Source organism: Rhizobium sp. BK316 (assembly GCF_014193695.1).
Classification (GTDB): Bacteria; Pseudomonadota; Alphaproteobacteria; order Rhizobiales; family Rhizobiaceae; genus Rhizobium.
Genome location: NZ_JACHZR010000003.1, coordinates 22,048 through 47,605 on the forward strand (window position 1 = coordinate 22,048; position 25,558 = coordinate 47,605).

The window sequence follows — 25,558 nt, forward strand, 5'->3', positions numbered from 1 at the left end:
CGCGACGGTCATCTCAGCCCTCCGTGCCGGCGGCCTTCGCCTGCTGGGCGGCGCGGAGCGTGGCTGTTGCGGCCGCAGCCGCGCCGTTCTTGTCGTCGCCGCCGACCTGCACCATCGGCTGGGCGAATTCGATGCCGTTGTTCTGGAAGGCTTCGCGGATCATGGCATAGGCCTTGCGACGGATATAGGTCTGCATGCCCGGCACCGTCGTCATGGCGAAGCTCAGGACGATACCGTAGTCGCCGAATTCCTCGACGCCCTTCATCTTGAGCGGTTCGATGAAAAGCGGGCCGACCTCGGCGTCTTCTTTCAACTCCGCGCCGATCGTCTTGGTGATCTTGCGGGCCTTGTTAATGTCGGTGTTATAGGCGACCGAGATGCGGAACTTGTCGATCACCCAGTCGCGGCTCATGTTTTCCACGGCGCCGAGCTCTCCGAAGGGCACGGTGAAGACGGGGCCGCGATGGTGGCGCAGCCGCACGGAGCGCAGACTGAAGCCTTCTACCGTTCCCTTGTAGTTTTTCGCCTGTATATATTCGCCGACACGGAAGGCATCATCGAGCATGTAGAAAACGCCGCTGATGACGTCCTTGACGAGGGTCTGCGAGCCGAAGCCGATCGCCACGCCGAAGATGCCCGCGCCGGCGATCAGCGGACCGATCTGGACGCCGAGCTGCGACAGGACGATCAGGCCGGCCATGACCGCCACCATGACGGCGAGCGCGTTGCGGAAGATCGGCAGTAATGTCCGGAATCGCGCGCGTTTCGCCACTTCGGCAGGGGCGAGGCCGGTCGCATCTGCCGAGGTTGTAATGGTGCGGTCGATCCAGCCCTTGGCAAGTTGCCAGAGAAGATCGGCAATCAGCAGAACAATGATACCTTTCAGCAGTCCATTGAGGACGGCAGCTAAGGTCGTGTTCTGACTTGCAAGGGAATCCGGACTGAGGCGCCAGACGAGAGCCAGCCAGCCGACGGCGAGTGTTATGATGATCGCCCGGCTGCCGCGGACGAGCAATATGCTCCTGGCGCTTCCTGACGGCGCCGTCGTGAGCGCTGCCGCTGCTCCGCCTATGGCGCGCAACAGATCCGGCAGGACGAGAGCGTAGACGCCGAGCCAGAAAAGGCCTTGCAGATCAAGGCACCAGAGGATCCACAAAAGAGCGAGGAAGGCGGTGAGGCCTGTTTTTATGACAATGGATCGGGCCAATGCCGACCAGACCGTTTCGATCGCGAGCGCCAGCAGAAGAAGAGAAAAACAATAGGAGATGGCCTCCGTGACGGCCTGATCGACGCCAAGCGGTGCGCCGAGCGTCGCGGTTGCCGCGGCAAACAGTGCGATGCCGACAAAAAGCTGGGCGCGGATGGCGAGCGAGGGGCGGATGCTCTCCACGAGGCCAATCAAGACAGCGGCTACGCGGTAGACGACGAAGGCGGCCAGATAGGCGAGCAGAACCAGCCGTGCGAGCGGCGGCCATTCAACGGCGAAGAATATGATCGCAACGACCAGGGTGAAAACCGCGACCGGAAGAAGGCGAGCGACCGGGCCGATCGAGGGAGACCGGGCGCGCCTGAAGAGCCATTCGGCGGCCGCGCCTGCAGCGACCAGGCCGGCAAAAATCAGGAAGATCGGCGCATAGCCATGCGATACGGCATCCTGGCGAGCACGAGCGGCGCCTTCCGACACTTCGGAGGGGATGCGCGGAACTGCAGCAAGAATACCATGGATGCGCGAGCGCACCCGCGCTTCCCAAGTCGCAAAGCCTGATGGCTGGGCGGCTGCGGCTGTTGCGTCCTGCTCCTTCTTCCGACTTTCCAGCCAGGTTTGGATCTCGGGATCCTGCAGCAGGCCTATCAACTGGTCGATCTTTTGCTGGGGCGGCGGTGGCGCGGTTTGCGCCGCCGCCGCGGTCGCGACGAGGAAAGCGAGAAGAAATACCCCCAGCCTGATCATTTCCTATGTCTCCTTCCACGCTGGAAGGATGAGCACAGCCGATGCGTTTATGGGAGTACGTTACGGTAAACTCCGGCGTAAAGGCGGGGTAAGAGGCGTAAATGGCGGCGGATTTACGGTAACGTACTTCCATCTTGTACCTGTCACTCCATAGTCGGCGGGATGAGCAGGAGGCCCGAATCTCCAATGGGTAAGGAAGGAGGCATCAAGTGGAACGGCACGGAAACCGCACAGCGCGGGCTGTGGCGGCTCATGCTGAAATTGCCTGCAATGCGGGGCAGACTGCAGCTTCTCGCATCGAAATCCCGCTCGCTCAGCGATCTCTTTGAGGCTTATGAGGAAGCGAGCCTAGTCCTGGAACGCCTCATGCGACAGCCCGGGGAGGAGCATCGTCCTATGGTCGTGGAGTACGAGACCATCTGTGCCGAAATCGAATCCGATATCATTCAGTATGTTTTGGAGCGCGGCTCCAACGTGCCGAATTGAGGCGCTGACTCGCGTTAAAAGAGATCGCCTAATGGTTTTGTTAGAATTTTCAGTTGCAACCTCTCGCCGTCTCGGCGATAAACGTCCCTGTTATGCTTTAGCCTAATCAGCGCGTGCGGGGCGGTCATGGGTGCTGAAGTACACAACGCAAGGACATGCGAAGTATCGTTGTCGGAGGCCAGGGCGGAACTCGAACGAATTCTGTCCGATCCCAGATTCCATGCTACGGAACGACAACGGGCCATTCTGAGGTATCTTGCGGAACGGCGTTTCGCCGGCTGCGAGGAGGGGGTCAAGGCCTATTCCATCGCACTTGATGTCCTAGGGCGAGCGAGCAATTTCGATGCATCGAACGATCCGATCGTGCGCATCGAGGTGAGCCGGCTGCGTTCGTCGATCGAGAACTATTACGAGGCCTTCGGTGCCGAGCAGGATGTGACGATCCACATTCCCAAGGGTACTTATGTGACGCTTTTCCCTCGGTCACATGTGCCTTACGAGCATGACGAAGAAGAAGTGGCGCTGGAAAGCGATCTGCCCCAGGCGCCTGATGATGTTCCTGTTTGCCCGGCTGTGGAAGGCCCCGCTGCCGTTTCACGTTTTCGCCGGCCCCTGATGGTCCATACGGGGATGGCGCTGCTGCTCTGCGCGCTGATTGCTGCCGGCGTCGTTCTCTATGCCTCAAAGCCGTCCCTGACAGTCCGCCCGTCGGTCGCTCTTTCCATGGATGCGGTTGACACCAGGATGCAAGGCGAGGCCAGCCAGACGCGTGACATGCTGTTGACGGCGCTGACGCAATTCCAGACGCTGACCGTGGCGAAGGCTGGTTATGCCGGTGCGCGAGCCCAGAAGGCTGCAGGACGGGCCTATGAAATCGACATGAAATATTACGGCGATGGCGATCTCAGGAGTGTCTGGTGGCAGATCGTCGACAGCCAGTCCGATGATCTCCTGAAATCGGGGCTCGAAACGATTGCCATTGACGGAAAAAGCCCGGCAGCGACCCGCCAGGAGATCGTCGATGTTCTTGCGCGCCGCTTTGCAGCGACGCGTGGGGTGATCAACAATATCGAAACGCATGCCAGCAGCGCAGAGTCGATCGGTAACGCCTGCGTTCTGCGTGCAGAATATCAGCTCGATGACGGCAGTTCGGACAATATGGCCGCGGTGCGCTCCTGCCTCGAACGGACGCTTGCCGCCGATCCGAGCAATTCCGATGCCGAGGCGTTGCTTGCGCGCGTCCTTATCGCGCCGGAGGCCGCGGCCGGAGATGCTGTCGTGCGCGACCGTGCTCTCGGTCTGGCGAACCGCGCGGTTTCGATCGCCCCCATGTCGGATCGCGCCTATGTGGCGCTGATGATGGCGCAGTTCGCTGACGGACGCATCGATGCAGCGCTGCAGGCCGGAAATCGGGCGATCTCGCTCAACCCGAGTAATCCGGATGCTGTGGCAAAGCTCGCTTCCGTATTGTTTTCAGCCGGTTACTTCGACGCTGGTGTTGCTATGGCGCAGGATGCCGGCCGTGCCGTCGATATTGTGCCGCGCGACGCCATGCTCGTTCTTGCTCTCGATGCCTATCGCCGCGGCGACTGGTCGGAGGCCTCACTGCTTGCCGAGCAGGTGAATTGCACGGATTTCGTCGTGCGCGCCTTGCGCGCTGCCGCACTCGGTCAGCTCGGTTCCGATCAAGCCAAGGCGCGACTTGCCGATGTGCGTGGCAGGGATCCGGATTTCGAACGGACCCTGCGGCGGAAGCTGGAAGCAAAACGCCTCCAGCCGCTGCTTTCGGCTGAGATCGAGGCAGGTCTCGCCAAGGCTGGAGCGGTGTTCGCGTTTAATGACGTTACGAGTGCCCTCAACCCGTAAATAAGGTTGCGTTTACGGTAACCTACGTGTTCGACCTCGGCTTTCTGCAAGCTCGCCTTCGGTGGCCAGTTTCGCGGCTACAAATGGAACGACGCCATTTCCGCAATGGCCGGTTACCGCGCCCTCGGCGTGAACTACAGCGGCGACACCTTGACCAACGACATCGTCGAACATGGTCCGATTTTGGGTGTGGTCTTCCATTTCTAAGATTGTGCAAGGCGCTCGTGGCAACCAGGCGACCGCCTTGTCATTGCTCGAAGGCGAAGATCTTTCTCCAGTCGTTTTTCATGTCGACCACCAGCCAGTTCCGGCGCTCGGCCTCGTCCAGAGCTTTGTCCAGCTTTCCAAAGGCCGAATCCCGATCATAGGCATATTCACGATCGGCATCCGTGTGGTGGACCAGCATCGCGAAGCCGGGATCTTTGCCTGATGTCGTCCAGCGCATCATTTCGTAGTCGCCATCCGAATTGCCGGCCACGAAGATCGGCCGCTGACCGATGAACTTGTTGATGCCGACGGGTTTGCCGGGACCGTCGTCGATGAAATCGATCTTCGGCAGGCGTTTCAAAACCGGCACATCGTCGACGAGATCATATTCGGTGGCAATCGTGCTGCCGACGATCTGGTCGGGCGGGATGCCGTAAAGCTGTTCCGTCACCGGGCGCATGAACTCGACGCCGCCGCCCGAGACGATAAAGGTTCGGAAATCGTTGGCGCGCAGATAATCCAGCAGTTCACGCATCGGCAGATAGGTCATGTCGGTATAGGGCTTGCCGGTCTTGGGGTGTTTCGATGCCGCGAACCAGTCGGTGACGATCTTGGTGAATTCGTCTGACGTCATGTTGGCATGCGTCGCCATCACGAGGTCTACCATGCCCTTTTCACCGCCTCTCGCGACGCCTTTCAGGTCGCCGCCGAGGATGCTCTTGAAGGGGTCCCTGGTCTTCCATTCGGGATGCAGCGGCGCGAGCGTCTTGACGCGGTCGAGCATGAAGCCAAGCTGGACGTAATAGGGCTGCTCGGACCAGAGTGTGCCGTCATTGTCGAAGACGGCGATGCGGTCCAAAGGCGCGACATAACCCTCGCCACCCTCCGTGACGGTCGCCTTGACGAAATCCATGATGCGGGTCTTGGCGGGCGTATCGTTCCACGAAGGCAGCGGTTCCTGCGCGAGGACCGGGCTCCATGCCGCTGCGATCAGAAGGACGAAAGCGACGACGAGGGAGGCGAGGCTGGCGTCAATGGTTTGCGTGGACCTGCTTATGGGCATTCTCCTGAGGCATGGGCTCCTCGGACGCGGGTGCCCTTTTGATGCAGCGGAAACCGAGATGGCTCGTCGAGGTATCCTCCGGCTCGGCATGACGGGCGGCCGGGCGATAGCGGCGGCAGTAATTCGGTGCGCAAAGATGCGAGCCGCCCTTCAGCACACGGCGCGGAATACGGATATCGGGCTGGCGCGGGTCGTAGCTCGCCTCCACGCCTCCGCCGCGCGGATTGTTCGGAATGCAGCAGGCTTTTGCCGATGGTTCGGGATGGCGATCGGACCAGTAGTCCGCGGTCCATTCCCAGACATTGCCGATCATGTCGTAAAGGCCATAGCCGTTCGGCGGAAAGCTGCGAACGGGCGAGGTCCGTTCGTGGCCCTTCGGCTTCGTGGACTTCACCGGGAAGGTTCCCTGCCATGTATTGGCCATGGGAATGCCGCCCGGCATCAGTTCGTCACCCCAGGCAAATTCCGCATCGTCGAGGCCGCCACGCGCAGCGAGTTCCCACTCCGCTTCCGTGGGTAGTTCGAGCCCAGCCCAATCCGCATAGGCCTTCGCATCGCACCAGGCCACATGCACGACAGGATGGTCGAGTTTGCCGCGCAGGTCGCTGATGCCGCCGAGCGGCCGGCGCCAGTTCGCACCGAATTTGAACGTCCACCACTGCGTGATATCAGGCCCGCTGACGGTCTTCGGCTGGAAGAAGAGCAGCGATCCCGCACGCAACATCTCGGGTTTGGCGCCGGGATAATCCTTGGCGTCGGGAGTCTTTTCGGCGAAGGTGACATAACCGGTCGCCTTGACGAATTCCGTGAACCTGCGGTTCGTGACCGGGATCTCGTCGATCCAGAAACCGTCGACCTTCACGAGATGGGCAGGCGCCTCCTCCGGATAGTGATCGTTCGACCCCATGGTGAAGGTTCGTCCGGGAATCCAGACCATGCCTTCGGGTGCCCCGTTCGAGGCATGTGCGTCGCCGAATGCCAGTGCCATCGTCACCTCCGGAGTGTGAGCTGAAAGCTTCGCGCGTAAGCGCAGGGGGCGGAAGTACGTTACCGTAAACGCGTTCGCGTATGAGGTAAGGTCGGCGTAAATTTACGGTAACGTACTTGTTTGCCGGGTCGCGTCTATGTTCTCCTTACCACGGGTATCGGAGGGAATGATGGGCTGCAATCAGGTTTGCGTCTCGTCTGCTGGCGCTTTTGCCGTGGCTCCTCGGCATGATCGATGCCGCTGCTGCGCAGGAGTCCGACAGCGATCTTGCCAAGAAACTCAGCAATCCGGTCGCCTCGCTGATCAGCGTTCCCTTTCAGTTTAGCTACGACCATGGCTTCGGCGGTGTTGCCAGATGTAATGGCCGCGTAAACCATGCCGTTACTGTGTCAACGGCTCGGATTTCGGGTCGCCCCGCAGTGTATCTTCGACCTTCACCGGCTTTGCTGCGACCGGCGGACGTTCGGCGATTGCCAGCGGGGCGGCGACGGCCGTACCAGCGACCTTGCCCACTGTTTGCACCGTGCCGCCGACGACGGCGGCAACACCTTCGCCGAGGGTGATATTGGAATCCGTCAGAGGCTGGCCGGCTATCAGCCGTTGGCCGATCAGCTGAACGATCTCAGGGCTTTCGGCAAATTTGCCGTGGTTGAGCTTGTCGCCCGTGTCGACCTTCGTCAGATCGATCGCGGTAATGCCGGCCTCTTCCAGCCTGCTGCGATAGGGCTCCTTGGAGGGGTCGATGGCGCCCAGCCGGGATACTTTTCCGGTGATGAAGCTCGATACCGCCAGAGCCCGATCATCCTGCGAAACGAAGATCGTGAATTTCGGATGGGGCGTTCCCATCTCCACGAACTGCTTGGCGAAGACCTGTATGTCGATATCGGGCGAGGCAAGAATGACGTCACGGATCTTGGGGTTCACATGTCCGTCGCGAATGCCCATCTGGCGCAGGGATTCCATGGCGAGCCAGGTTCCCATGGAGTGGGCGAGGATGGTGATATCCTTGACGCTCGAATCCTGCGCGAGGATCCGTAGCGCCTGTTCGAGTGCGGTTCGCGAATAATTCGTGCTTTCCTTGTCGTATTCGTAAGCTGTCAGCTTGGCGCGCGAGGGCCAGGTGAAAAGGACCGGCGTGGCCTTCATGCCGCTGTCGTGGACGATCTGGGCCAGCCGGAACACGGAATCCTCATATGTATTGTTGAAGCCATGTACGAAGACGAGGGCATGTCCGTCTACAAGATGCTGTTTGAACCAGGCACGTCCATCTGTTCGCGTCTCGAGCTGCTGGACCCGCGTGACGGCAAAATCGGTTGCCGGGTTCGGCGGCAGCCGTTCGGGCCATTGAACAGTGCCGGCCGCACGTTTCGGCGGAATGGAAATGGCGATATCCGTCAGGTAGGGCTTGGGACTGCGCTCACCGTTAAAAAGCGTCGTAGGATCGCCGGAAGGCTGGCGTGTCGTGGCCACCAGCATGTCCACCTGCGACGTCTTCGGCGTGCTGGCCGTGAGAGCGATAGGGGTCATGACGCCAGTCGGATGGCCGCAGCCTGCAAGCACGCAGAACCCGGCGAGGAGAATGCGTCTCAGCATGATCGCTTCCTGATTTCACCAGAATGGCACCATAGACTGCACGATTGCGTGGGGAAGTAAGTTACCGTAAACGCGGGCGTTAATACGCGCCCGTAAAGCGTTAACGCGACGATGTTGCTTCGCCTGAGATGACATCGCCCCTTTGCACTGGAGAAGACGCTTTCTCAGGAGCGGGTAAGCTCTTCTGCCTCACTTCAGCATCGGAGGCGCTGCGCCAGTACTGCCAGCCTTCGCCCTGCAGGAGACCGTTGTCGGAGAGGTCCTTCCAGTGGCGGTAACTGCCGGTGCCGGTATAGGCGAAGTTCCGGGCGTCTTCGGGGGAGGAATACATCGTATATTCGGCGGTATGCTCCGAGCGGTTTGCGACGTCGGCGACCTTGTGGAGGAAGCTCGACAGGAATTTGAAGTGCAGGAGGGCACCGGTGATGCCGACGGCTCCGCGCATTTCGCCGAGGTTGAGGGAGAGCGGCCAGACTTGGTGCGAGGATTTGAGATAGAGGCGCTCGCCGGATACGTAGATCAGCGGGATCTTGTTGAGCGCCGGACCATCCCAGGTGCGGCCGCGGAAATAGACACGGCCGCGCACGCCGCCCTTGATCCAGATGGTGCGGCTGTTCCTGTCGAAATGCGATTCATAACCTGAGCGGTCGAAGAGGTTGCACACGTCGAGCGGATTGCAGCCGGGTTCGCAGATGTTTTCGCTGACGGGATTGCGGCTGTACATGTCGATCATGACCGAGCGCAACGAGCGGGCGCCGACGGATTCCATATAGGCGGTCAGCTGGCTGATCGAGCGCGTATCGCAATGCGGATAGACGAGAAACTCATCCGCATCGACATAGAGAACCCATTTTTCCTGGCAATGGCGGTTTATGACCGCGTTGATCCAATCATTGCCGAAGCGCGCCGCCTTGTAGGAGCCGGTGGCCGAAAGCAGCGAGACATCCTTCATGCCGGACAGGAGTTCGACTGTCCCGTCGCTCGAACCGTTGTCGATGCAGATGAAGTGCTCGACGCCGAGATCGCGATAATATTGCAGGAAGAACTCCATCCGGTGTCCTTCGTCGCGGATCACGCAGATCAGGACATGGCGGGCCTGCTTCAGGCTGTCGCGGAGCCCGGCATAGCCGACTTGGCCGGCCTTCAGCGAACGGCGCAGCCGAGCCTTGGCATAGTGCGAGATGCTGGTCGTCAAAGCGCTCATTTCTACTCCTGAACACTCGCGCCGGTTCTAAGGACCGGCTCTGCCTGCAGGGATCGGGCCGACTTTTCGTCAGCAGACATAGTCGCCGGCAAGCAGGGTCTGGACGCGCGGATTGGGTGTCTCATTCTGCAGGGCATGTCTCATGCGTTCACGCATCGAACGGTATTTGTAAACCACCTTGCGGTCGAAGCTGATGCCCCGGTACAGCGCGTTATAGGCAGGGTGGGTCCTGCGCAGATCGATGTAGACCTGGCTTTCGGTATCGCTCCACGGGAAGAACGTGCCGTGCCAGGGTTTGGGGTGTGCCATGTAGTGGACGATGGCGAGCGAGGACATGTCCACCAGATGCAGGAACTGTTTGGGGAAGTTCCAGCGGTTCGACACCAGGATGAGTGAAGAACCACATACATAGTTCAATGCGCCCTGATCATGCTTGCCATCGCAGGCGTCCGGGTTGGTGGCAAAGAGCTGCAGCGCTTCCGGCCCGATCCAGCCGTCGCGGTGGAATTTCAGAACGCCGGCATTGAAGTAACTGCTGTCCTTGCCGTTCTGCAGCAGGCCGTGGATGGAGGTGTAGTCGCGCGCTGCGAAGAACTTTCCGGGAGGGGCGAACGCATTTTCGAGATCGGCAAGGCTGCTGACGATCTGTGTGTCGCCATCCAGATAGATGATCTGGGTATAATTATCAGGCAGGATCTGGGCGAGTACGAGCTTGGCCATGGTGCTGACGCTGATACGGCCCATGAAATGCGAACCATCGAGCTTGCCGAGGGATTGGTGCAGTGCTTCCGTCGCATCCATCAGTTTGACACCACTCAACGCCAGCAGGCTCTTCAGCTCCTCGAAATTGTCCAAATGTTCTGACATGAGAACGCAAACATCCGTCTCAGGATTTGCAAATTTTCGGGCCTGCAGCGCCGAGAGAATAGTCGGAAAGGAATATTCGACATCCGTAACGTAGGCCACGCACTGATTACTCATGGTACAATCCTTCTCGTAGTTCTTCGTCGGCAACTGTCTTTATCGAGTCTGTAAAAAATTTCTCTTTGTCGAGGTGCTGTCGTGTACTTGTTGCAAGCGGGTAATTTCTGATCCGATCGGGAGTCGATCGTGTCTCGTCGGCGTTTTGATCACTGTGGATTGTGAGAATATTAACCATTGCTATCGCTCCACGACCAAACGCTGGGCGTTGTGGATTTAGCCCTGTAATGTGAAGATCGACATGGGGCGCATGTGGGACGATGGAAAGGAATAAGGCATCGCAATGCTGAACGGCACGATCATTGTGATACTGATTTCGCTCGCAGCCGGAGCGGCCATTCGCGCCTGGGCCTTCGCTATTTTCGCAATCGTTGTAGCCCTCGGTTTCGGCATCGTAGCTCATCAAAATGCGTCGCTGCTTGAAGCCGCCCTTTATGGTCTCGCTATCCTCGTGCTGATGCAGGTCTGCTACGTGACGAGCGTCTTCGTGGTCGGGCTCTGGCGCCGCAGCCGCAGGCGGACCAAGGATAGTGCGATCGCCGATCCGGCCCCTGTGCCGAGCAAGCAGCAGCAAAGCTGAGATCGCCGACATCTTTTCTGCCCCGCACCTCATCGCGATGAAAATACCGGCGTACTCATCAGAGATGCCGGTGTCCTCTGCAGACGGATCATGCGGTTCGGTTGCGCATAAGGGGCGGTCAGGCAACCGCTTGCAAGCCCGGCGGTGATGCTGAAAAGCAGGCCGAGGTCAGTGCTGCTTCCAGAAATCGTCGCGGAAGCAATCTGCGCGACGGAGGCGAAAACGGCGGCCATTCCAATTGCCCGGTTTTCACGGTTCGCCAGTTTGCTGCGGGCAGCAGCCGTCAGAAGACTGTAAAGGAAGAGCACGAAGAGAAGTGTGCCGGTGAGGCCGACGTTCGACAGAAGTGCGGCGGCGAAGCTCGATGTGCGAACAGTGCCGAGGCCCGCCCCGAAGGTTGCCGTCTCCACGAAAGAGATGAGCGCCAGCGTGTTCCAGGCGGTGCGCTCCTCGCCGGATTGCGATTCGAGCTTGTTGGCCAGAGTGATGTTCGCCAAATCGCCGACGGCGTTCCAGGCGCTCGGGATCAATGCTACAGCCATGATTACGCAGGGCACCATCAGCAGAGTGATCAAAAGGAAGGTCGCATAAGGACGGGTCGCCTTACCGCTTAAAAGCCGTTTGAGGCTGAAGAGGATCGCAACGCCGATCATGAAGAGGCCGGCGACATAGGCCGTCGTCGAGGTGCAGAGGATGAGGGTCAGGCCGATCGCTACCGTTGCAAAGCCGGTGAAGCGGCTCGGGAAACGCTCAAGCCAGAGGATGAGCGTGAAGCTGAAAAATACCAGAGCCGCGGCGCCGTAGGCGCTTGCTTCCGGGAAGGAACCGACAATGCGCTTGAAGCCGCCGATCACTTCGGCTGTGTGCATTGTGTAGTTGGCGTTGCGCATGAAATCGAGCAGGTCTGGCTGACCTATCGTGAATGTCGCAATGTCGAGCAGGGCGAAACCCAGGCACACGAGAGCTGTGACGATGAGTTGGCGGGCAATGAAGCGCCCATGTCCAAGCCGGGCAAGACCGCAGACGATGGCGAAGCAGACGAGGTCGCCGAGCAGGTAGACGGACTGCGTAATATTGGAGGAACCCGGCGCCAGCGGCGATGCCATGATCGACATCAAGCCGGAACTGCTGCGTGCGGATGAATAGACCAGCGTCGCGCCGGCAAAAATGCGCGGCAGGAAGAAGGCCGATACGGCGGAAAACAGAACATAGGCCGCAAACCAGAAGCCAGGGCCGGGATAGGCCAGGCTCGTCAGGGCCGCCTGTTTCTGGCGCGGACGCAGCAGCACACCGATCGTGACGAAAAGCAGCAGGAGGTGGCTCGGCTGAATACTACTGCCGCCGAGCGCCGGAAGCTGGAAGGCTGCGGCTGCGCCCAGCAGTGTGGAGATGCAAAGCGCCGTGATCGCGAAGCGCGATCCATAATAGACGAGCGTCAGGCCGAGCAGTAGGACGAGGAAGCCGATCGGTTCAATTGTCATGCCGCAACCTCCGACGCAGATCGAAGATACCCTGCCGCTACGCCGCGCAGGTCCTGCGTGCGGTACAACAAGACGGCAAATGCAGACATGAACTCAACTCCAACGCTAACAGGCATATTCCTATCGTGGTCTCCTAGTTTGATCCCGTCTGCGATACCCAGTTCGGACGGGGCGCATCGGTTCGGGCTACATTAGGAATGAGGGCGGCGGCTGGCTGTTGGGGCTGCGATGCAGCAGATGAGGCATCGGTAGCGGCCTCGACGCCGATCTCGATGATGTCATGCGGCAACAGGGCCGTGTTCTCGTCTGCGACGATATTGCTGTAGCTGCCGTCCTCGTTGCGGCGAACGATCTTGAAGTTCTTTTTGGTTGTGCCGAGGAGCGTCGATTCCGCACCCATGCGGGCGAGTTCGGCGCTGTATCCAGCCTGATCGCCGAGAAGCTGCGCCACCTGCATGTCGATCCCCGCCTTGTTGATCGCGAGGTTGATCGTATTCAGCTCTTGCTGGTTTTCGGCATTACGCTTGTTGATGATGTCGGCCTTTTCGCGCTGGCTCTCATTCAGACCCTGACGCGATTTAGTAAGCGCGATCTCCAGATCCAGCAATTCGCTCTGGGTTTCTGCCAAGCTTCGATCGACGGAAAATTGGCGGGTATTGCTGGTCAGGCCCTTGCTGACGAGGGTATTGACGTTGTTCAGTTCCTGCTGTGCGAGATCGATCTGCCGCTTCTGGGAAACGATCTTGGCCTCGAGAGACTGGATTTCCTGTGTGTAAAGACGGCTCAGATCATCGGCCGCCTCGACTTTACTGTTGGTCTCGACAGCCCGCAGGCGCATCAGGTTCAGTTCCTCTGCCTTGAGCTTGTCGATATCGGGTACGCCGGCGATCTCCGAGGGAATGCCGAAATCGGACTGACCGGCGATCTCGGCACGCAGGCGTGCTGCACGCATCAAGAGATCGCGTCGGTTCAGGACGGCTGTGCGATAGTCGCCGGCCGCCTGAATGCGGTCTCGGTCGTAGTAGCTGCTGTCGTCACGCGCCCGCATGTAGCCGCCTGCGATGCTGACGGCTTTGATGACGGTCATATTGGCCTCGAAGGGATAGCGTCCCGGCCGCTCGATACTGCCGTTGACGAAGATCGGCGCATGCTGGTCAATTTCGACGGCGATGAAAGGCCTTACCGGAAGATCGGCTTTTTCGGCCAGCGCGTCTGAAATGGCATCCGACAGCTGCTCGGTCGTCTGACCGGAGGCTCTGATCTGGCCGGCGATCGGGATCGAAAGATTGCCTGCGTCATCGACGCTGTAGGTTCCATCGAGAGCTTCCCAGCTCGCATATTTGGAATCGGTGGAACGCCATTCCACGACCCGCAGCTTTATCTTGTCCTCGGGGACGAGCGTATAGCTGTCGGCATGAGCAGCGCTCCATCCCATCGCGCAGGTAAAGACGGCGGCAAGGCCAACGAACGGAAGACGATCAAGGAAAGACATGGGCCACATAGCGTCTGTTACCTCCGTTTTGCCGCGATGGATGGCGAAGACATCTCGCGATTTGAGGACTGGCTGAGTTCGAGGATGCGCATGGGAGACGCCCGTCCCATCAGAAGATCGGACAAAGCCAGGAAATTGCCGTTCAGCCGGCCACGACGGTCGACTGCGCGATCATTGAGCAGGGCGCCGCGGGTGTTCGCCAGGATATTGCGGCCGATCTGAGCCAGGGCACGGGTCCAGGACATGGTGCCCTTGCGCATCAGATGCGCGGGATTTGCGACTTGCGAATAGCCGAGCCTCTTGCCGGGCTGGCGCCCGGACTTGACGCCGAGATGCACGCCGCAGGCGCCCGAAATACGCACCGACCGTCCGTAGCGGGCGATGGACCGGCTGAAATCGACGTCTTCCAGCCAGCCGTAAAGCGGCAGTTCTTCATCGAAGGCGAGTCCGTGGCCGACGATTGGCGCCAGTCGAACCGCCATGTTGCATCCGTAGGCGTTGTAGACTTCGGTCACCTGCTCGCCTCTTTCGCCCGCGGTCTTGATGACATCTATGGCTTCGGATTGGGTCAGTCCCTCGCCGAGAATGCCGTCGGCAAGAACGTCGCCGGTCGCGATGACCACATCCGGATTGTCGGCGAAAACGGCTGTCATGCGTGGAATGAAGCCGGGCGCGGGAATGAAATCGTCGTCGAGGAAGATCAGCACGTCCATGTCCGCGCCTGCAGCCTCAATGATTCGGTTGCGCTGGCAGGTCAGTCCGCGAGGGCCGACCATCAATTCCACGTTTTTGCGGTCGGCGAGCCCGGCAGCATCATCCAGGTTGGGGACGCAGATGATGATACGCTCCGGGTGAGGCCGGAGGCTGTCGATATAGGTTACCGTCTCCAGAAGCGTCGCCGGCCGGCCCGCGGAGGCAATGCCGACGGCGATCTTCAGCTTCGGTGCCTGTGAGATCGGAGCCGTCATGCCTGGACACTCGACGGTGTGTTGTTGACGATCGCGCCGAGGATTTCTGCGCCGACATTGCGCATGCTGTCGATGACGCGAACGGTCTCGTCGATCGAAGTGCGGCCGTAGGAGGTTACGACGAGAACACCGTCCAGCTCCGGGGCGATCGCATTGGCGTCCGGCGACGAGGTGAAGGCGGAAATATCGACGAATATGGCGTCGAATTCCTTCTTCAGATCGTTGAAGTTGAGCTGGGTGCGGCGCGAGCTCAGGCGGATGGCGGGTGTCACGGCGCGGACCCTGCCAAGCGGCAGGAACTTCAGCGTCGGCGTCAGCGAGAGGGTGGCGGTGCGGATCGCCTCGATATTGTCGAGCACATCGATCAGGCCGGCTGAACTGTTCGGCGCAATGGATCTGCTGAGCGAGGGTTTTGCCGCCGCAGCATCAATCAGCAGGGTACGCGAGCCTGATATCGCCGAGAGCACGGCGAGCTCGCAGGCGATGGTGGATGCGCCGCCGCCCGGGTTGACGGCAACGATGCCGATCACCACGCGCCGTCTGCGGCGGAAGCCCGTGACAGTCGCACCAAGTGCTGCCATTCCGGGGATCAGCGGATAGGCGACGGTGCCGCTGTCGTCGGCAGCAGGCAGCGCCGCCGCGCGGCTGGTTCTCTTTGCGCGTCCGAGAGGCGTGACGAAGGACAGGCCAGCCGCCTGTGAGAGTTGCTGTGTGCGCATGATGCGCCTGTCGCTGACGTGGCGGATCATGGCAAGGCCGAGGCCAGAACCGGCGCCGACGACCAGCGCGAAGGCGAGGATCAGCGAATTGTTCGGCCGCGCCTTGGAGAGCGGCGAGGTTGCCTGCGAAACGATGGTGGCGTCGGAGACCGGATAAGAAATGCGCTGCTTGGCCTCGGTGTATTGCGTAAGGGTGTTTTCGAAGAGGGTGCGGCGGGCGTCGGTCGCGCTCTGCAGCTCGGCAAGCTTGAACTGGTCGCGCGGATTTGCCTTGAAGGTGGCAAGCGCGCTTGCGGCCTCGGCAAGCCCGCGCTGCTGCTCGTTGACGAACTGTTCCAGCCATTCGCTATACTGCTGGGCCGCAGCAGCCTTCATCTGGACATTCTTGCGGATATACTGCTGGGCAACCGCATCGGCGATCTCGACCGCTTTCTGCGGGTTGGAGGCGGACGCAGATATTTCAAGGATCGTCGACTGGCCGATGCGGCGCATTGCGACAATATTGCGCAGCCGCGCGATTGCCCGATCGGTCCGTGGCGCTTCCCGGCTCGCCGCGGCGGGCTGGGCATCGCCCGAGGCCGCGTCGCCAGGTGCCGTTTCGGACTGTGCGGTAGCCGCCGGGTTGCCCGTCAGCCAATCCTTGACCTTGTCTTGCAGGGAAAGGGCCTGATCGGAGAAGGCCGGATCGTTGGCGAGATTCAGCGCGCTGGCGGCGCCGCCAAGGACGTCGCTGGACTTTGCTATTTCGAGCTGGGCATCGATGAAGGCGTCTTCGGCGAACGCCCTTTGAGCATCCGAGCCGTTCACCTGCGGGAAGACCATGAGCTGGGTACTGGCCACATAAGTCGGCTTGGCAATGAAGAGATAGGCAGCGGCGAGTGCGAGGAAGACCAGTGTGGTAAACACGATCCAAGGCCAGCGCATCCTGACGAAAAAGGACATGTCCCGCAGCGTCAGCGACGAACTACCGCTGGCAGTGGCCGGCAAAGATATCGGGGAGACGCTGCTGAAGACGTGATTTGAGTTCATAGTGTCCTGATCCAAGAGCGAGAGGGTCTTCTTCGTTGATATCAAGCAGGTGCGTATGGCCCAGGCGGGCCATACGTCGTTCTTGGATTAGTAGCAGCCGCGCTGCGAGAACAGGGCGGGAACGGTCTTCGCGATGATGATGAAGTCGCGCGTGAGCGACCAGTCGCGAATATACTGGACATCGAGCGCTACTCGATATTCGTAGCTGACATCGTTCCGGCCGCTGGTCTGCCACTGTCCGGTCAGGCCTGGCCTGGCGGCCATGTAGCTCGTTACATGTTCGCCGTAACGCGCGAGTTCTTCAGCCGTCACCGGCCGCGGCCCCACGACGCTCATTTCGCCGCGCAGGATATTGATGAGCTGCGGGAGCTCATCGATGCTGGACTTCCTCAGGATGTCGCCGACAGCGGTGATGCGCGGATCGTTCTTCAGCTTCCGCGTCGTTTCCCACTCGGCCCGCGCTGAGGGATTGGTGCGCAGCAACTCGGCGAGCTGAGCGGCGGCATCGGTCTTCATGGTGCGGAACTTGAGGCAGCCGAAGGCGGCGCCTCCATATCCAATGCGTGTATGCGAATAGAAGACCGGCCCCTTGTCGCTCAACTTTACGATGAGTGCCACGATCAGCATCAGAGGCAACAGCAGAACCAGAGCGGTGGTTGCCATCACGATATCAACCGCCCGCTTGGATGCCCTGCCGACCACGTGAGGCCGCGATACTATGCGACGATCGTTATTCGGCTCGGACTGGTCAACGTTCGGCCAGGGCTCACGAACTTCAATACTCTGTGCTTCCCAAGTCATCGACCGACTCCAAAAGTTTAGAACCTCATGAAGTTTGGTGCAGCGCAATGTGCTTGTCTGTGACCGCGGTCATAATGGTTAGCAAATTCTTTATGCTAATACTGTAACGCTACGGAATTCTCTACGAATTCGGCGGCTGGGGATTTCTGCACCCTAATTTATTCGAAAATTTAACTTAGATGGCGTCTTGCGCGCACGGCTGGAATAGATGAAGCCGGGCGTTGTAGCTATTTTTTGAACAATTTTAATCCTGATAGCCCCAAAAATGGGCAGTTGGGCGTAGTACTCCTCCTGAATTCGACGGATACTAGAAAAAATATAATCTATATAACTGGTGGTAATGTCACTATTATTTGAGATGCTCTTGTCATCTTCGATTGTTATTTGACTCTCAAGTTAGGACAATATAAATGATGCAGTGCAGCATCAGCTACGACCAATCTGTTTTTGTTGGGGAGTTATGCGCATGGACGGAGCTACACAAACGAGAGACTATAGAGTCGCGGTGGGCAAAGCGGCTATTAGCGTTGTTCCGGATACGTCTTTGAACAATCGCATCTCAAGTGACGACGACTTCCCGTTCTGCCGCGCGACTGTACGCAACTTCCGTCGCGGCGAACTTATTGCAGGCGCTGGAGTCTTTGTGGACATGTTCGCTCGCGTGCAGCGCGGGCTGGTCAGCGCCAGTACGATGCTGCCGGACGGCAGGGAGTTCATCGTCGAGATCATTCCGAGGGGAGGTTTGATCGGCGAGCTTGAAGTATTGCGCAAGCAAATGCTGAATCTGGAGTATAGAGCCAGTTCGGATTGCGAGCTTTACTTTTTCGAGGGCCGTCTGCTGCGGGAAAGGTACGCAACCGATCCGCAGTTTCAGGAGAAGGTCTTTTCGAGAACGCTTGCGCGCGTCTCCGAGCTGGAACGCCGCATCATTTCGAACGCCGGATCGAGCCTGCAATCGCGGCTGGCGGGAATGCTTCTGCGGCTATCTTCGGTCTACGGAAGGGACACGCCGGCCAACCGGGACGTGCTGGTAATCTCCCAGAACGATCTGGCGGCGACGCTTCCGGCTTCCCGTGAAAAAGTCAACCAGTGCTTGCGGCGCCTGCGTGAATGCAAGGTGATCGAAGGAGCCCAGGGCAGGATCCGTATCCTCAACCGCAAGGCGCTGGAAGCCTATGCCGACGGTGCAGTGTCGGCAAAATAATGCGCTTCGTCACGATCCGGCTGCCACCCGCAGCCGGTCCGTGACCACTCCACCCGCATGGACGGCGTCGGGGCCGTCAAAAAGCATCCATTGTGTCTGTCGTCGGAGAGCTTCTATGAACGACATCGGCCAATTGCGTCCTGATGAGAATGGATCTGCCGTTTCAACGTTACGGTGGCCGGCTTCCGGGCGCTATGCAAAACTATGGAGGGACGGCATCGCTGTGCGCCCAGCGCTCGACCGTGTGGTCATCATCGATGACTATTCCACGGCGAGGGGTGGGGCGACCGCGCTTGCGGTCCTGTCGGCGAAGCTCTTCTGCGGACTCGGCATTGCCGTGACCTATATCTGCGGCGACGATGGAGCGAACGAGGAACTTGCATCTTTCGGCGTTTCAATCGTCAAGCTGAACAGCCGTGACCTCTTGAATTCCAGCCGTGCCAAGGCTTTTGCGACCGGCATTCACAATCCCGCTGCCGGCAATATGATCTCCGCATGGGTGCGCGCCAACGATACGCCGAAGACTGCCTATCATGTTCATGGCTGGCATCAGATCCTGTCGCCGGCCGTCTTCGACGCACTCACGCCCGTTGCCGCCCGATGCGTCGTTCACGCACACGATTTCTTCACCGGCTGTCCCAATGGGGCCTTTTTCGATTACCAGGCGCAGGAGATCTGCAAGCGGCCGCCGCTCGGGACAGGCTGCATTGCCACCTCCTGCGACAAGCGCAGCTATGCGCAAAAGCTTTGGCGGACGGTCCGCGGCGCCAATCTCTTCCGCGCGCTCAGAAGCCGCCCCGCCTTCGGCAGGATCATCCTGCTCCATGAGAAGATGGCCGAGTTCCTTGTGGGCTCCGGCTACCAGCCGGAACGGCTCGTCACCATCCGCAATCCGATCGCGCCGCTGACGGCCGAGCGTGTCGCGGCCGAGGACAATGACGAATTCGTCTTCATCGGCCGGCTGGATGAGGAAAAGGGTATTGAGGATGCGCTTGCCGCCACGGCCAGGGCCGGTGTGAAGCTTTGCGTGATCGGCGACGGGCCGCTTATCTCCAAGATTACGGCGGCCGGCGATCATGTGAGGGCCATGGGCTGGCGGTCGCATGCCGAGATCGGCCAGATCATCCGCACGGCAAGCGCGCTCATCATGCCGTCCCGCTATCCGGAGCCGTTCGGCCTCGTGGCGATCGAGGCGGCTCGCAGCGGCCTTCCCGTCATCATGACCAAGGGCGCCTTCCTTGCCGAGGAAATGGAGAGGGCCGGAATGGCGATCTCCTGCGACACGACGGACGAGGAAGCCTTCGCCGCAACGCTGACGGCCTTCCGCAACATGCCGAGGGAGGATGTCCTCCTCATGAGCGAACGCGCCTTCCGGCTGTCGCCCAATCTGGCAACGACGCATGAAGAATGGCGCGATGCCCTTCTCGCGCAATACCGCAGTCTGATTTCGACACAGGTGGTGCCCGAGCCGAGGGGTGGGGCGATCGTACAAGGAGCGTTCAGGTGATTGTCAAAGCAGCAAGCTCTCTCCCCGAAGCAATGGCCTTCCGGGGCGATGCGCCCGTCGTGGCAAGAAGCCGTGCCGTCGAGGCCGGCAGCAGGGCCGATGCGAAGCCGCTTCGCGTCGCTATCGTCCATTACTGGTTGGTATCGATGCGTGGTGGCGAAAAGGTGGTGGAAGAGCTCTGCCGGATGTTCCCGCAGGCAGACATCTTCACGCTGGTGTATAATCCTGATCGTACCAGCGATTTCCTGAACAGCCGCAACATCCATACGTCCTTCCTGCAGAAGATTCCGCGTTCGACGCGCCATTACACGAAGATGCTGCCGCTCATGCCCTTTGCGCTCGAGCACTTCGACCTTCAGGACTATGATCTTGTCATTTCAAGCGAATCCGGCCCCGCCAAGGGCATCATTACGCGGGCGGATGCACTTCACATCTGCTACTGCCATTCGCCGATGCGATACATCTGGGATCAGTTCCACTTATACCGGCGCGGTGTTTCCTGGATCGGCAAGGCAATGATGTCGATCACGGCTCCGATGCTGCGCGCCTGGGACGTGACGACCGCCTCGCGCGTCGATACGTTCGTGGCGAATTCCAGCTATGTCGCGGGCCGTATCCGCCGTTTCTATGACCGTGACGCCGTTGTCATCTATCCGCCGGTTGCGACCGATGATTTCGCGATTGGGCAAGGCAAGGGCGAGTTCTATCTCTATGCGGGCCAGCTCACCGCCTATAAGCGGCCGGATATTGCCGTGAAGGCCTGCACCGAAATGGGACGCAATCTGGTCGTGATCGGTGAGGGCGAGCAGGAAGCCTACTTGAGGTCAATTGCCGGACCGACGGTGCAGTTCCTCGGCCATCAGCCGTTCCCGGTTCTGCGCGATCATCTGTCGCGCTGCCGCGCGCTGTTGTTCCCCGGCATCGAAGACTTCGGCATTCTGCCGGTGGAAGCGATGGCGTCCGGCCGGCCGGTTCTGGCTTTCGATGCGGGCGGAGCGCGCGAAACCGTCTGCGCACCGCATGTCGGCTTCCGCTTTGCGGACCAGACTGCGGAAGCGCTGACGGAAACAATCACTGCCTTCGAAGCGGTCGAGGATACGCTCGATCCGGCGGCGATCCGTAACCATGCCCTGAGATTCTCCGCAGCGGTTTTCCGCGATCGCCTCGGCACGCTCATCGATGAGCAACTCGTCAAGCATGGCCATCAGGCTGTAAGCCCCGTCAGGAGGAAAGTAAGCTGACACGCACAAAAAAACCGAAGCGGCGGCACCCGGCGTTCCCCAGAAGAGGTTCGTTGCTCATGGCCAAGGAATAGATCGTGTCAAGCGTATCGCATAGAACTGCGACAGCAAGCATCTGGACAATCAGCGGAAAATTCCTGGCACGACTGCTCGATTTCGTGAGCCTGCTCATTCTCGCAAGACTTTTGAGCCCGGCAGATTTCGGGATCGTCGCCATTGCCACATCGGTTCTTGTGATCGTCGAGGCGATCCTCGACCTGCCGCTCACTCAGGCGCTGGTGCGCGTTTCCTCGCCGTCCGAGCGGATGTTTGCCACAGCCTTTACATTAAGCCTCATCAGAGGGACGGCGATCAGCCTGCTGATGATCGTCATCGCCTGGCCGATGGCTCTCATTTACAACGATCCGCGGCTTTTTACGCTGGTTGCCGTAGTTTCGATCGCACCCGCGATGCGCAGCGTGATCAGCCCACGCATGGTGCTTTTCATGCAGCGGTTCGATTTCCGGCGCGAATTCGCCCTCGATCTCATTGCCAAGGGATCGACGCTGATCTGCGGCGTCGGCGTCGCGCTTGCGACCGACAGCTACTGGGGGCTGGCGATCGGGGCCGTCGCGGGACCGACGGCGGCGACCATCGTCTCCTATATCTTTGCGCCGATGCGACCGAGGCTCAGCCTCTCGGAATGGAAGCACTTCCAGGACATGATCGGCTGGAACACGATTTCGCAGGTTCTCAACTCGCTCAACTGGCAGATGGACCGGCTGCTGCTGCCGCGCTTTACAAGCCTTTCCACCTACGGCGCCTTCAGCGTTGCGGACAATCTCGCAGGCATTCCCTATCAGACATTCGTCGGCCCGCTGATGCGCCCGCTGATGGCCGCCTTTTCCAATGTCAGCGACCGAGGCAAGCAGATTGCCGCCTATCTGAAGGCGACCAATGCAATCATGGTCGTCGCGTCACCCATCCTGCTCATCATCATTTTCCTGGCCGAACCGATCCTGCGCATCGTCGTCGGCGAGAAGTGGGCCTTTGCGGCACCGATCCTGCAGTGGCTTTGTATCGTCAGCCTGATCGGCCTGCCGACGACCATCATGCCGCCGCTCGTGATGGTTCTCGACAAGACCCGTTATGTGGCGTTGCGGATGTTTGCTGAATTTGCAGTGAGGGCGCCGGTTACGGTGCTCGGCGTGATGATGTTCGGGCTTGACGGTGCGCTGGCGGCGCGTGTCATCGCCGCCGTCGTTTCCTATCTTGTCTGCCTTGTCATCACGCGACGGTTGATCGGTGCCGCGATCGGCGCGCAGCTTTACGTGTTCATCCGGCCGCTTACGGCCTGCCTGCCGATGATTGGTTTCCTGCTTTGGGTTCAGCCCGTTTTGATCGCCATGCCGCTCGGCATAGAACTCGTCATCGGCGTCGGCCTCTGCAGCGGTGGCGCGCTGGTGATCTTCTGGGTTTTCTCCCTGCTCTTGTGGCAGGCCGTCGGGCGGCCCGACGGGCTGGAAGCCATCGTCATCAGGAAGATCACGCCCCGGCGCAACGGGGTCGTCGTTTCATGATCTGCTCGCTAAACCCCGCGACGGGGTCGAAATCTCCGGGAGGGAGAAAAATGCGTCACGCGAAATTCGCCGGAAGATTTGCGCTTCTGATTGTCATCGGCCTTTTCGGTCCGCCAAGCCCTCGGCCCAGCGAAGCGGAAGAGCCGCTCAACCTCGATGATTTCCAGATAACCTTTGCCGAAGACTTCGACACGCTCGACGTTTCGGCATGGGGCGAGACCAAATCGCGCTGGATTGCTCATACGCCGTGGAACGGCGATTTCGGCGATGCGCGCTTTACCGACCCTATGGACGGTTTCCCCTTCACGGTCGATAACGGCATTCTGCGGATCGAGGCGCGGAAGGAGGCAGACGGTCAGTGGCGCTCCGGCCTGCTTGCCTCGACCAATCCGAAGGGGGAGGGTTTCTCCCAGAAATTCGGCTACTTTGAAGCACGCATGAAGCTGCCGCCCGGCAAGGGCGTCTGGCCGGCCTTCTGGCTGATTGGCCTCGACCGGTCCAAATTCACTTCGGAAATCGACGTGATCGAATATTACGGCCGCGCACCCGGCGAGTTCAGCATGGGGTATCACGTCTGGCGTCCGAGCAACCAGCATACGACGGATGGCCATCTGACGAATGTGCCCGAAGGTTCGCTCAGCAGCGACTACCATACGTTCGGTGTGGATATCGGCCCGCAGAGATCGACCTTCTATCTGGACCGCAAGCCGCTGTGGAGTTTCGATACACCGCCGGAATTCCAAATGCCTTTCTATCCACTGGTCAATCTTGCACTCGGGCCGGGCTGGCCGATCGATGAAACGCCGAACCCGTCTTACCTCCTGGTTGATTATATCCACGTCTATCAGCGCAAAAGCTTGATGTCGGCGAGTAACGGCTAGGGCCTGCTAGCGGCTTGCGAGCGTTTCAGTGCATCGAGCACGATGCCGGTCAGCCGGCGCGATGGCGAACTGCGTGGCCAGAGTAAACCGACCTCGCGTGGGGGGAAGGACACCGGCAGTTCGAGGATGGCGATGTTGAGGCCCTCCGGCCACGGTCTTGCCCAATCCGGCACCAGCGAGACGCCGAGCCCGTTGGCGACCATGACCGAGATCGCTTCAAGGGAATCGAGTTCCAGACGTTCGGCCGGTTTCAAGCCTTGTTTCTGAAGATATTCGTCGGCAAGACGTCCGCCCCAGTTGTTCCGGTCGTAGCGGATGAAGGGACGGGTCTTCAGGAGAGCATGCGGGTTCTCGCCCCGGCAGTCGGCGGGGGCAAGAAGAACCAGGCGTTCGGCCCGCAGGAGTTCCCACTCCAATGTCTTCGGTATCGGAAAGGGCGGCTTTACGAGGATTGCCGCGTCGATATGCCTGTCCATCAGCTGCTGATAGAGATCGGTGGAGGGGCCAGGCAGCAGGAAGACCTCGACAAGCGGCATGCTGGCGAAGACCTCATGCAAGGCTGTCGGCAGCAGTCCGGTTAGCGCTGTCGTGATGGCCCCGAGGCGAAGTTCGCCGGAGGGCAGGTCGGCATTGGCGAGACTCTTCAGGTCGCGGACCTCGGCGAGGATCTTGCGGCTTTTTTGGATGATGGCATGGCCGGTGTCGGTTGGGCGGACACGACGGCCGACGCGGGTCAGCAACGGCACGCCGACATCGTCTTCCAGCGCCTGCATGCGCTGGGCGACCGCAGCAGGCGTAATGCCGAGGCGGCGGGAGGCCTCGGCCAGCGATCCGAGCTCGGCAACCAGCAGGAAAGTATCGAGAAAGCGAGTTTCCATAAGAAGAGTTTTTCTATCTTCTGAAATCATAAAAAGCGAGATTTTTCTTCTTCTTGGGATCGCCATAATAAGAGCGAAACCGGAGTATCTGCCTTGGACATGCAATTGAATGGAAAGACCGCGCTGGTATTCGGCGCTGGTGGTGGACTGGGCGGGGCGATTGCCCGCTCGCTGGCTGCGGAAGGCGTTCGCGTCGCCGTTGCCGATATCGACGAAGCCGCTGCCGCGAAGACGGCGGAAGCTATTGTTTCCGCAGGGGGCAAGGCGCTCGCCATCGGCTGGGATATCGCCGATCTCTCCGTCATCGAGACGAGGCTGGCTTCGATCGCCGAGACCTTCGGACCGGTCGATATCCTCGTCAACAATACGGGCGGACCGCCACCGACGCCGGCTTCCGGCCAGGCGGCGGAGACCTGGTCCAAATATTTCGACATGATGGTGCGTTCGGTGATTGCCGTAACGGATGCCGTCCTGCCGGGCATGAAGGCGAGCGGCTGGGGCCGCATCGTCACGTCGACATCATCAGGCGTCGTAGCGCCGATCCCCAATCTCGGCATCTCCAACAGCCTGCGCCTGGCGCTGGTCGGCTGGTCGAAGACGCTTGCTCGCGAAGTCGGCCGCGACGGAATCACTGCCAATATCGTGCTGCCGGGCCGCATCGCAACCGGGCGGATTACCTTCCTCGATGAACAGAAGGCCAAGCGCGAGAACCGGCCCGTAGAGGAGGTTACGGCGGAAAGCACGGCCTCTATCCCGGTTGGGCGCTACGGCCGGCCTGAGGAATATGGCGACGCAGTTGCTTTTCTCGCCAGCCCACGCGCATCCTATATCACCGGCTCCGTCATTCGCATCGACGGCGGCCTCATCCAGAGCATATGA

Annotated in this window: 22 protein-coding genes and 1 pseudogene; 11 read left to right on the forward strand and 12 right to left on the reverse strand. The window is 60.0% G+C overall.

Annotation, left to right across the window (positions count from 1 at the left end):
* Nucleotides 1–13: 13 nt before the first annotated feature.
* Entirely contained in the window at nt 14–1,951 is a 1,938-nt protein-coding gene (locus FHT87_RS14185) for a mechanosensitive ion channel family protein (protein ID WP_183802774.1), read from the reverse strand.
* Between the two features lie 186 nt (nt 1,952–2,137).
* Here FHT87_RS14185 and FHT87_RS14190 point away from each other — a divergent pair, with 186 nt between their 5' ends.
* Both FHT87_RS14190 and FHT87_RS14195 read left to right on the forward strand, forming a co-directional pair.
* Nucleotides 2,138–2,437 (forward strand): hypothetical protein, encoded by a 300-nt coding sequence (locus FHT87_RS14190; RefSeq protein ID WP_183732641.1) that lies wholly within the window; start codon nt 2,138–2,140, stop codon nt 2,435–2,437.
* Between the two features lie 168 nt (nt 2,438–2,605).
* On the forward strand, nt 2,606–4,303 hold the full coding sequence (locus FHT87_RS14195) for a hypothetical protein (protein WP_348647623.1): 1,698 nt from the start codon (nt 2,606–2,608) through the stop codon (nt 4,301–4,303).
* 247 nt (nt 4,304–4,550) lie between these two features.
* On the opposite strand, the gene FHT87_RS14200 is transcribed toward FHT87_RS14195, so the two are convergent.
* Nucleotides 4,551–5,573, reverse strand: a complete 1,023-nt coding sequence (locus tag FHT87_RS14200) for an HAD family hydrolase (protein ID WP_183732635.1) — start codon at nt 5,571–5,573, stop codon at nt 4,551–4,553.
* Nucleotides 5,542–6,561: a formylglycine-generating enzyme family protein gene (locus tag FHT87_RS14205; RefSeq protein ID WP_183732633.1), complete on the reverse strand. Its 1,020-nt coding sequence runs from the start codon at nt 6,559–6,561 to the stop codon at nt 5,542–5,544. Before FHT87_RS14205 ends, FHT87_RS14200 begins: the two co-directional genes overlap by 32 nt.
* 227 nt (nt 6,562–6,788) lie before the next feature.
* On the opposite strand from FHT87_RS14205, the pseudogene FHT87_RS31220 reads away from it, so the two are divergent.
* Nucleotides 6,789–6,905: pseudogene (locus FHT87_RS31220) on the forward strand (transporter); the annotation flags it as partial.
* 37 nt (nt 6,906–6,942) lie between these two features.
* On the opposite strand, the gene FHT87_RS14210 reads toward FHT87_RS31220, so the two are convergent.
* The 3 genes from FHT87_RS14210 to FHT87_RS14220 all read right to left on the reverse strand — a co-directional run bounded on the left by FHT87_RS14210 (nt 6,943) and on the right by FHT87_RS14220 (nt 10,339).
* Nucleotides 6,943–8,154: an alpha/beta hydrolase gene (locus FHT87_RS14210; RefSeq protein WP_183732630.1), complete on the reverse strand. Its 1,212-nt coding sequence runs from the start codon at nt 8,152–8,154 to the stop codon at nt 6,943–6,945.
* A 100-nt stretch (nt 8,155–8,254) separates the two neighbouring features.
* Complete coding sequence (locus FHT87_RS14215; RefSeq protein WP_183732627.1) at nt 8,255–9,358, reverse strand: glycosyltransferase family 2 protein; 1,104 nt, start codon at nt 9,356–9,358, stop codon at nt 8,255–8,257.
* Between the two features lie 69 nt (nt 9,359–9,427).
* Nucleotides 9,428–10,339, reverse strand: a complete 912-nt coding sequence (locus tag FHT87_RS14220; protein WP_183732625.1) for a glycosyltransferase — start codon at nt 10,337–10,339, stop codon at nt 9,428–9,430.
* 283 nt (nt 10,340–10,622) lie between these two features.
* On the opposite strand from FHT87_RS14220, the gene FHT87_RS14225 reads away from it, so the two are divergent.
* Nucleotides 10,623–10,919, forward strand: a complete 297-nt coding sequence (locus FHT87_RS14225) for a hypothetical protein (protein WP_183732622.1) — start codon at nt 10,623–10,625, stop codon at nt 10,917–10,919.
* A 29-nt stretch (nt 10,920–10,948) separates the two neighbouring features.
* Here FHT87_RS14225 and FHT87_RS14230 read toward each other — a convergent pair whose 3' ends face one another.
* From FHT87_RS14230 to FHT87_RS14245, 4 genes are all read right to left on the reverse strand, one after another.
* Nucleotides 10,949–12,400 (reverse strand): hypothetical protein, encoded by a 1,452-nt coding sequence (locus FHT87_RS14230; RefSeq protein ID WP_183732619.1) that lies wholly within the window; start codon nt 12,398–12,400, stop codon nt 10,949–10,951.
* A gap of 133 nt (nt 12,401–12,533) precedes the next feature.
* Nucleotides 12,534–13,892 (reverse strand): polysaccharide biosynthesis/export family protein, encoded by a 1,359-nt coding sequence (locus FHT87_RS14235; protein ID WP_246698150.1) that lies wholly within the window; start codon nt 13,890–13,892, stop codon nt 12,534–12,536.
* Nucleotides 13,893–13,909: 17 nt separating this feature from the next.
* Nucleotides 13,910–14,860 carry a glycosyltransferase gene (locus FHT87_RS14240; RefSeq protein WP_183732613.1) on the reverse strand — a complete coding sequence of 317 codons (951 nt, stop codon included), beginning with the start codon at nt 14,858–14,860 and terminating at the stop codon, nt 13,910–13,912.
* Nucleotides 14,857–16,485 (reverse strand): Wzz/FepE/Etk N-terminal domain-containing protein, encoded by a 1,629-nt coding sequence (locus FHT87_RS14245; protein ID WP_348647622.1) that lies wholly within the window; start codon nt 16,483–16,485, stop codon nt 14,857–14,859. Before FHT87_RS14245 ends, FHT87_RS14240 begins: the two co-directional genes overlap by 4 nt.
* On the opposite strand from FHT87_RS14245, the gene FHT87_RS31535 reads away from it, so the two are divergent.
* Nucleotides 16,475–16,597 carry a hypothetical protein gene (locus FHT87_RS31535; RefSeq protein ID WP_301925011.1) on the forward strand — a complete coding sequence of 41 codons (123 nt, stop codon included), beginning with the start codon at nt 16,475–16,477 and terminating at the stop codon, nt 16,595–16,597. The two genes, FHT87_RS14245 and FHT87_RS31535, sit on opposite strands and share 11 nt — an antisense overlap.
* Nucleotides 16,598–16,695: 98 nt before the next feature.
* Here FHT87_RS31535 and FHT87_RS14250 read toward each other — a convergent pair whose 3' ends face one another.
* Nucleotides 16,696–17,409, reverse strand: coding sequence for a sugar transferase (locus FHT87_RS14250; RefSeq protein WP_183732607.1), 714 nt, complete (start codon nt 17,407–17,409; stop codon nt 16,696–16,698).
* Between the two features lie 460 nt (nt 17,410–17,869).
* Between FHT87_RS14250 and FHT87_RS14255 the strand changes: the two genes are divergently transcribed.
* The 5 genes from FHT87_RS14255 (at nt 17,870) to FHT87_RS14275 (ending at nt 23,801) form a co-directional block, all read left to right on the forward strand.
* On the forward strand, nt 17,870–18,613 hold the full coding sequence (locus tag FHT87_RS14255) for a Crp/Fnr family transcriptional regulator (RefSeq protein ID WP_183732604.1): 744 nt from the start codon (nt 17,870–17,872) through the stop codon (nt 18,611–18,613).
* 115 nt (nt 18,614–18,728) lie between these two features.
* Nucleotides 18,729–20,120: a glycosyltransferase family 4 protein gene (locus FHT87_RS14260; protein ID WP_183802777.1), complete on the forward strand. Its 1,392-nt coding sequence runs from the start codon at nt 18,729–18,731 to the stop codon at nt 20,118–20,120.
* Nucleotides 20,117–21,361 carry a glycosyltransferase family 4 protein gene (locus FHT87_RS14265; RefSeq protein ID WP_183732598.1) on the forward strand — a complete coding sequence of 415 codons (1,245 nt, stop codon included), beginning with the start codon at nt 20,117–20,119 and terminating at the stop codon, nt 21,359–21,361. Before FHT87_RS14260 ends, FHT87_RS14265 begins: the two co-directional genes overlap by 4 nt.
* A gap of 77 nt (nt 21,362–21,438) precedes the next feature.
* The gene (locus tag FHT87_RS14270; RefSeq protein WP_183802780.1) at nt 21,439–22,920 is read left to right on the forward strand and encodes a lipopolysaccharide biosynthesis protein; all 1,482 of its coding nucleotides are present in this window, start codon (nt 21,439–21,441) and stop codon (nt 22,918–22,920) included.
* Between the two features lie 50 nt (nt 22,921–22,970).
* Entirely contained in the window at nt 22,971–23,801 is an 831-nt protein-coding gene (locus FHT87_RS14275) for a glycoside hydrolase family 16 protein (RefSeq protein WP_183802783.1), read from the forward strand.
* On the opposite strand, the gene FHT87_RS14280 is transcribed toward FHT87_RS14275, so the two are convergent.
* A complete protein-coding gene (locus tag FHT87_RS14280; RefSeq protein ID WP_183802786.1) occupies nt 23,798–24,679 on the reverse strand; it encodes a LysR family transcriptional regulator in 882 nt (293 codons plus the stop codon). The two genes, FHT87_RS14275 and FHT87_RS14280, sit on opposite strands and share 4 nt — an antisense overlap.
* A gap of 99 nt (nt 24,680–24,778) precedes the next feature.
* Here FHT87_RS14280 and FHT87_RS14285 point away from each other — a divergent pair, with 99 nt between their 5' ends.
* Nucleotides 24,779–25,558 carry an SDR family oxidoreductase gene (locus tag FHT87_RS14285; RefSeq protein WP_183732823.1) on the forward strand — a complete coding sequence of 260 codons (780 nt, stop codon included), beginning with the start codon at nt 24,779–24,781 and terminating at the stop codon, nt 25,556–25,558.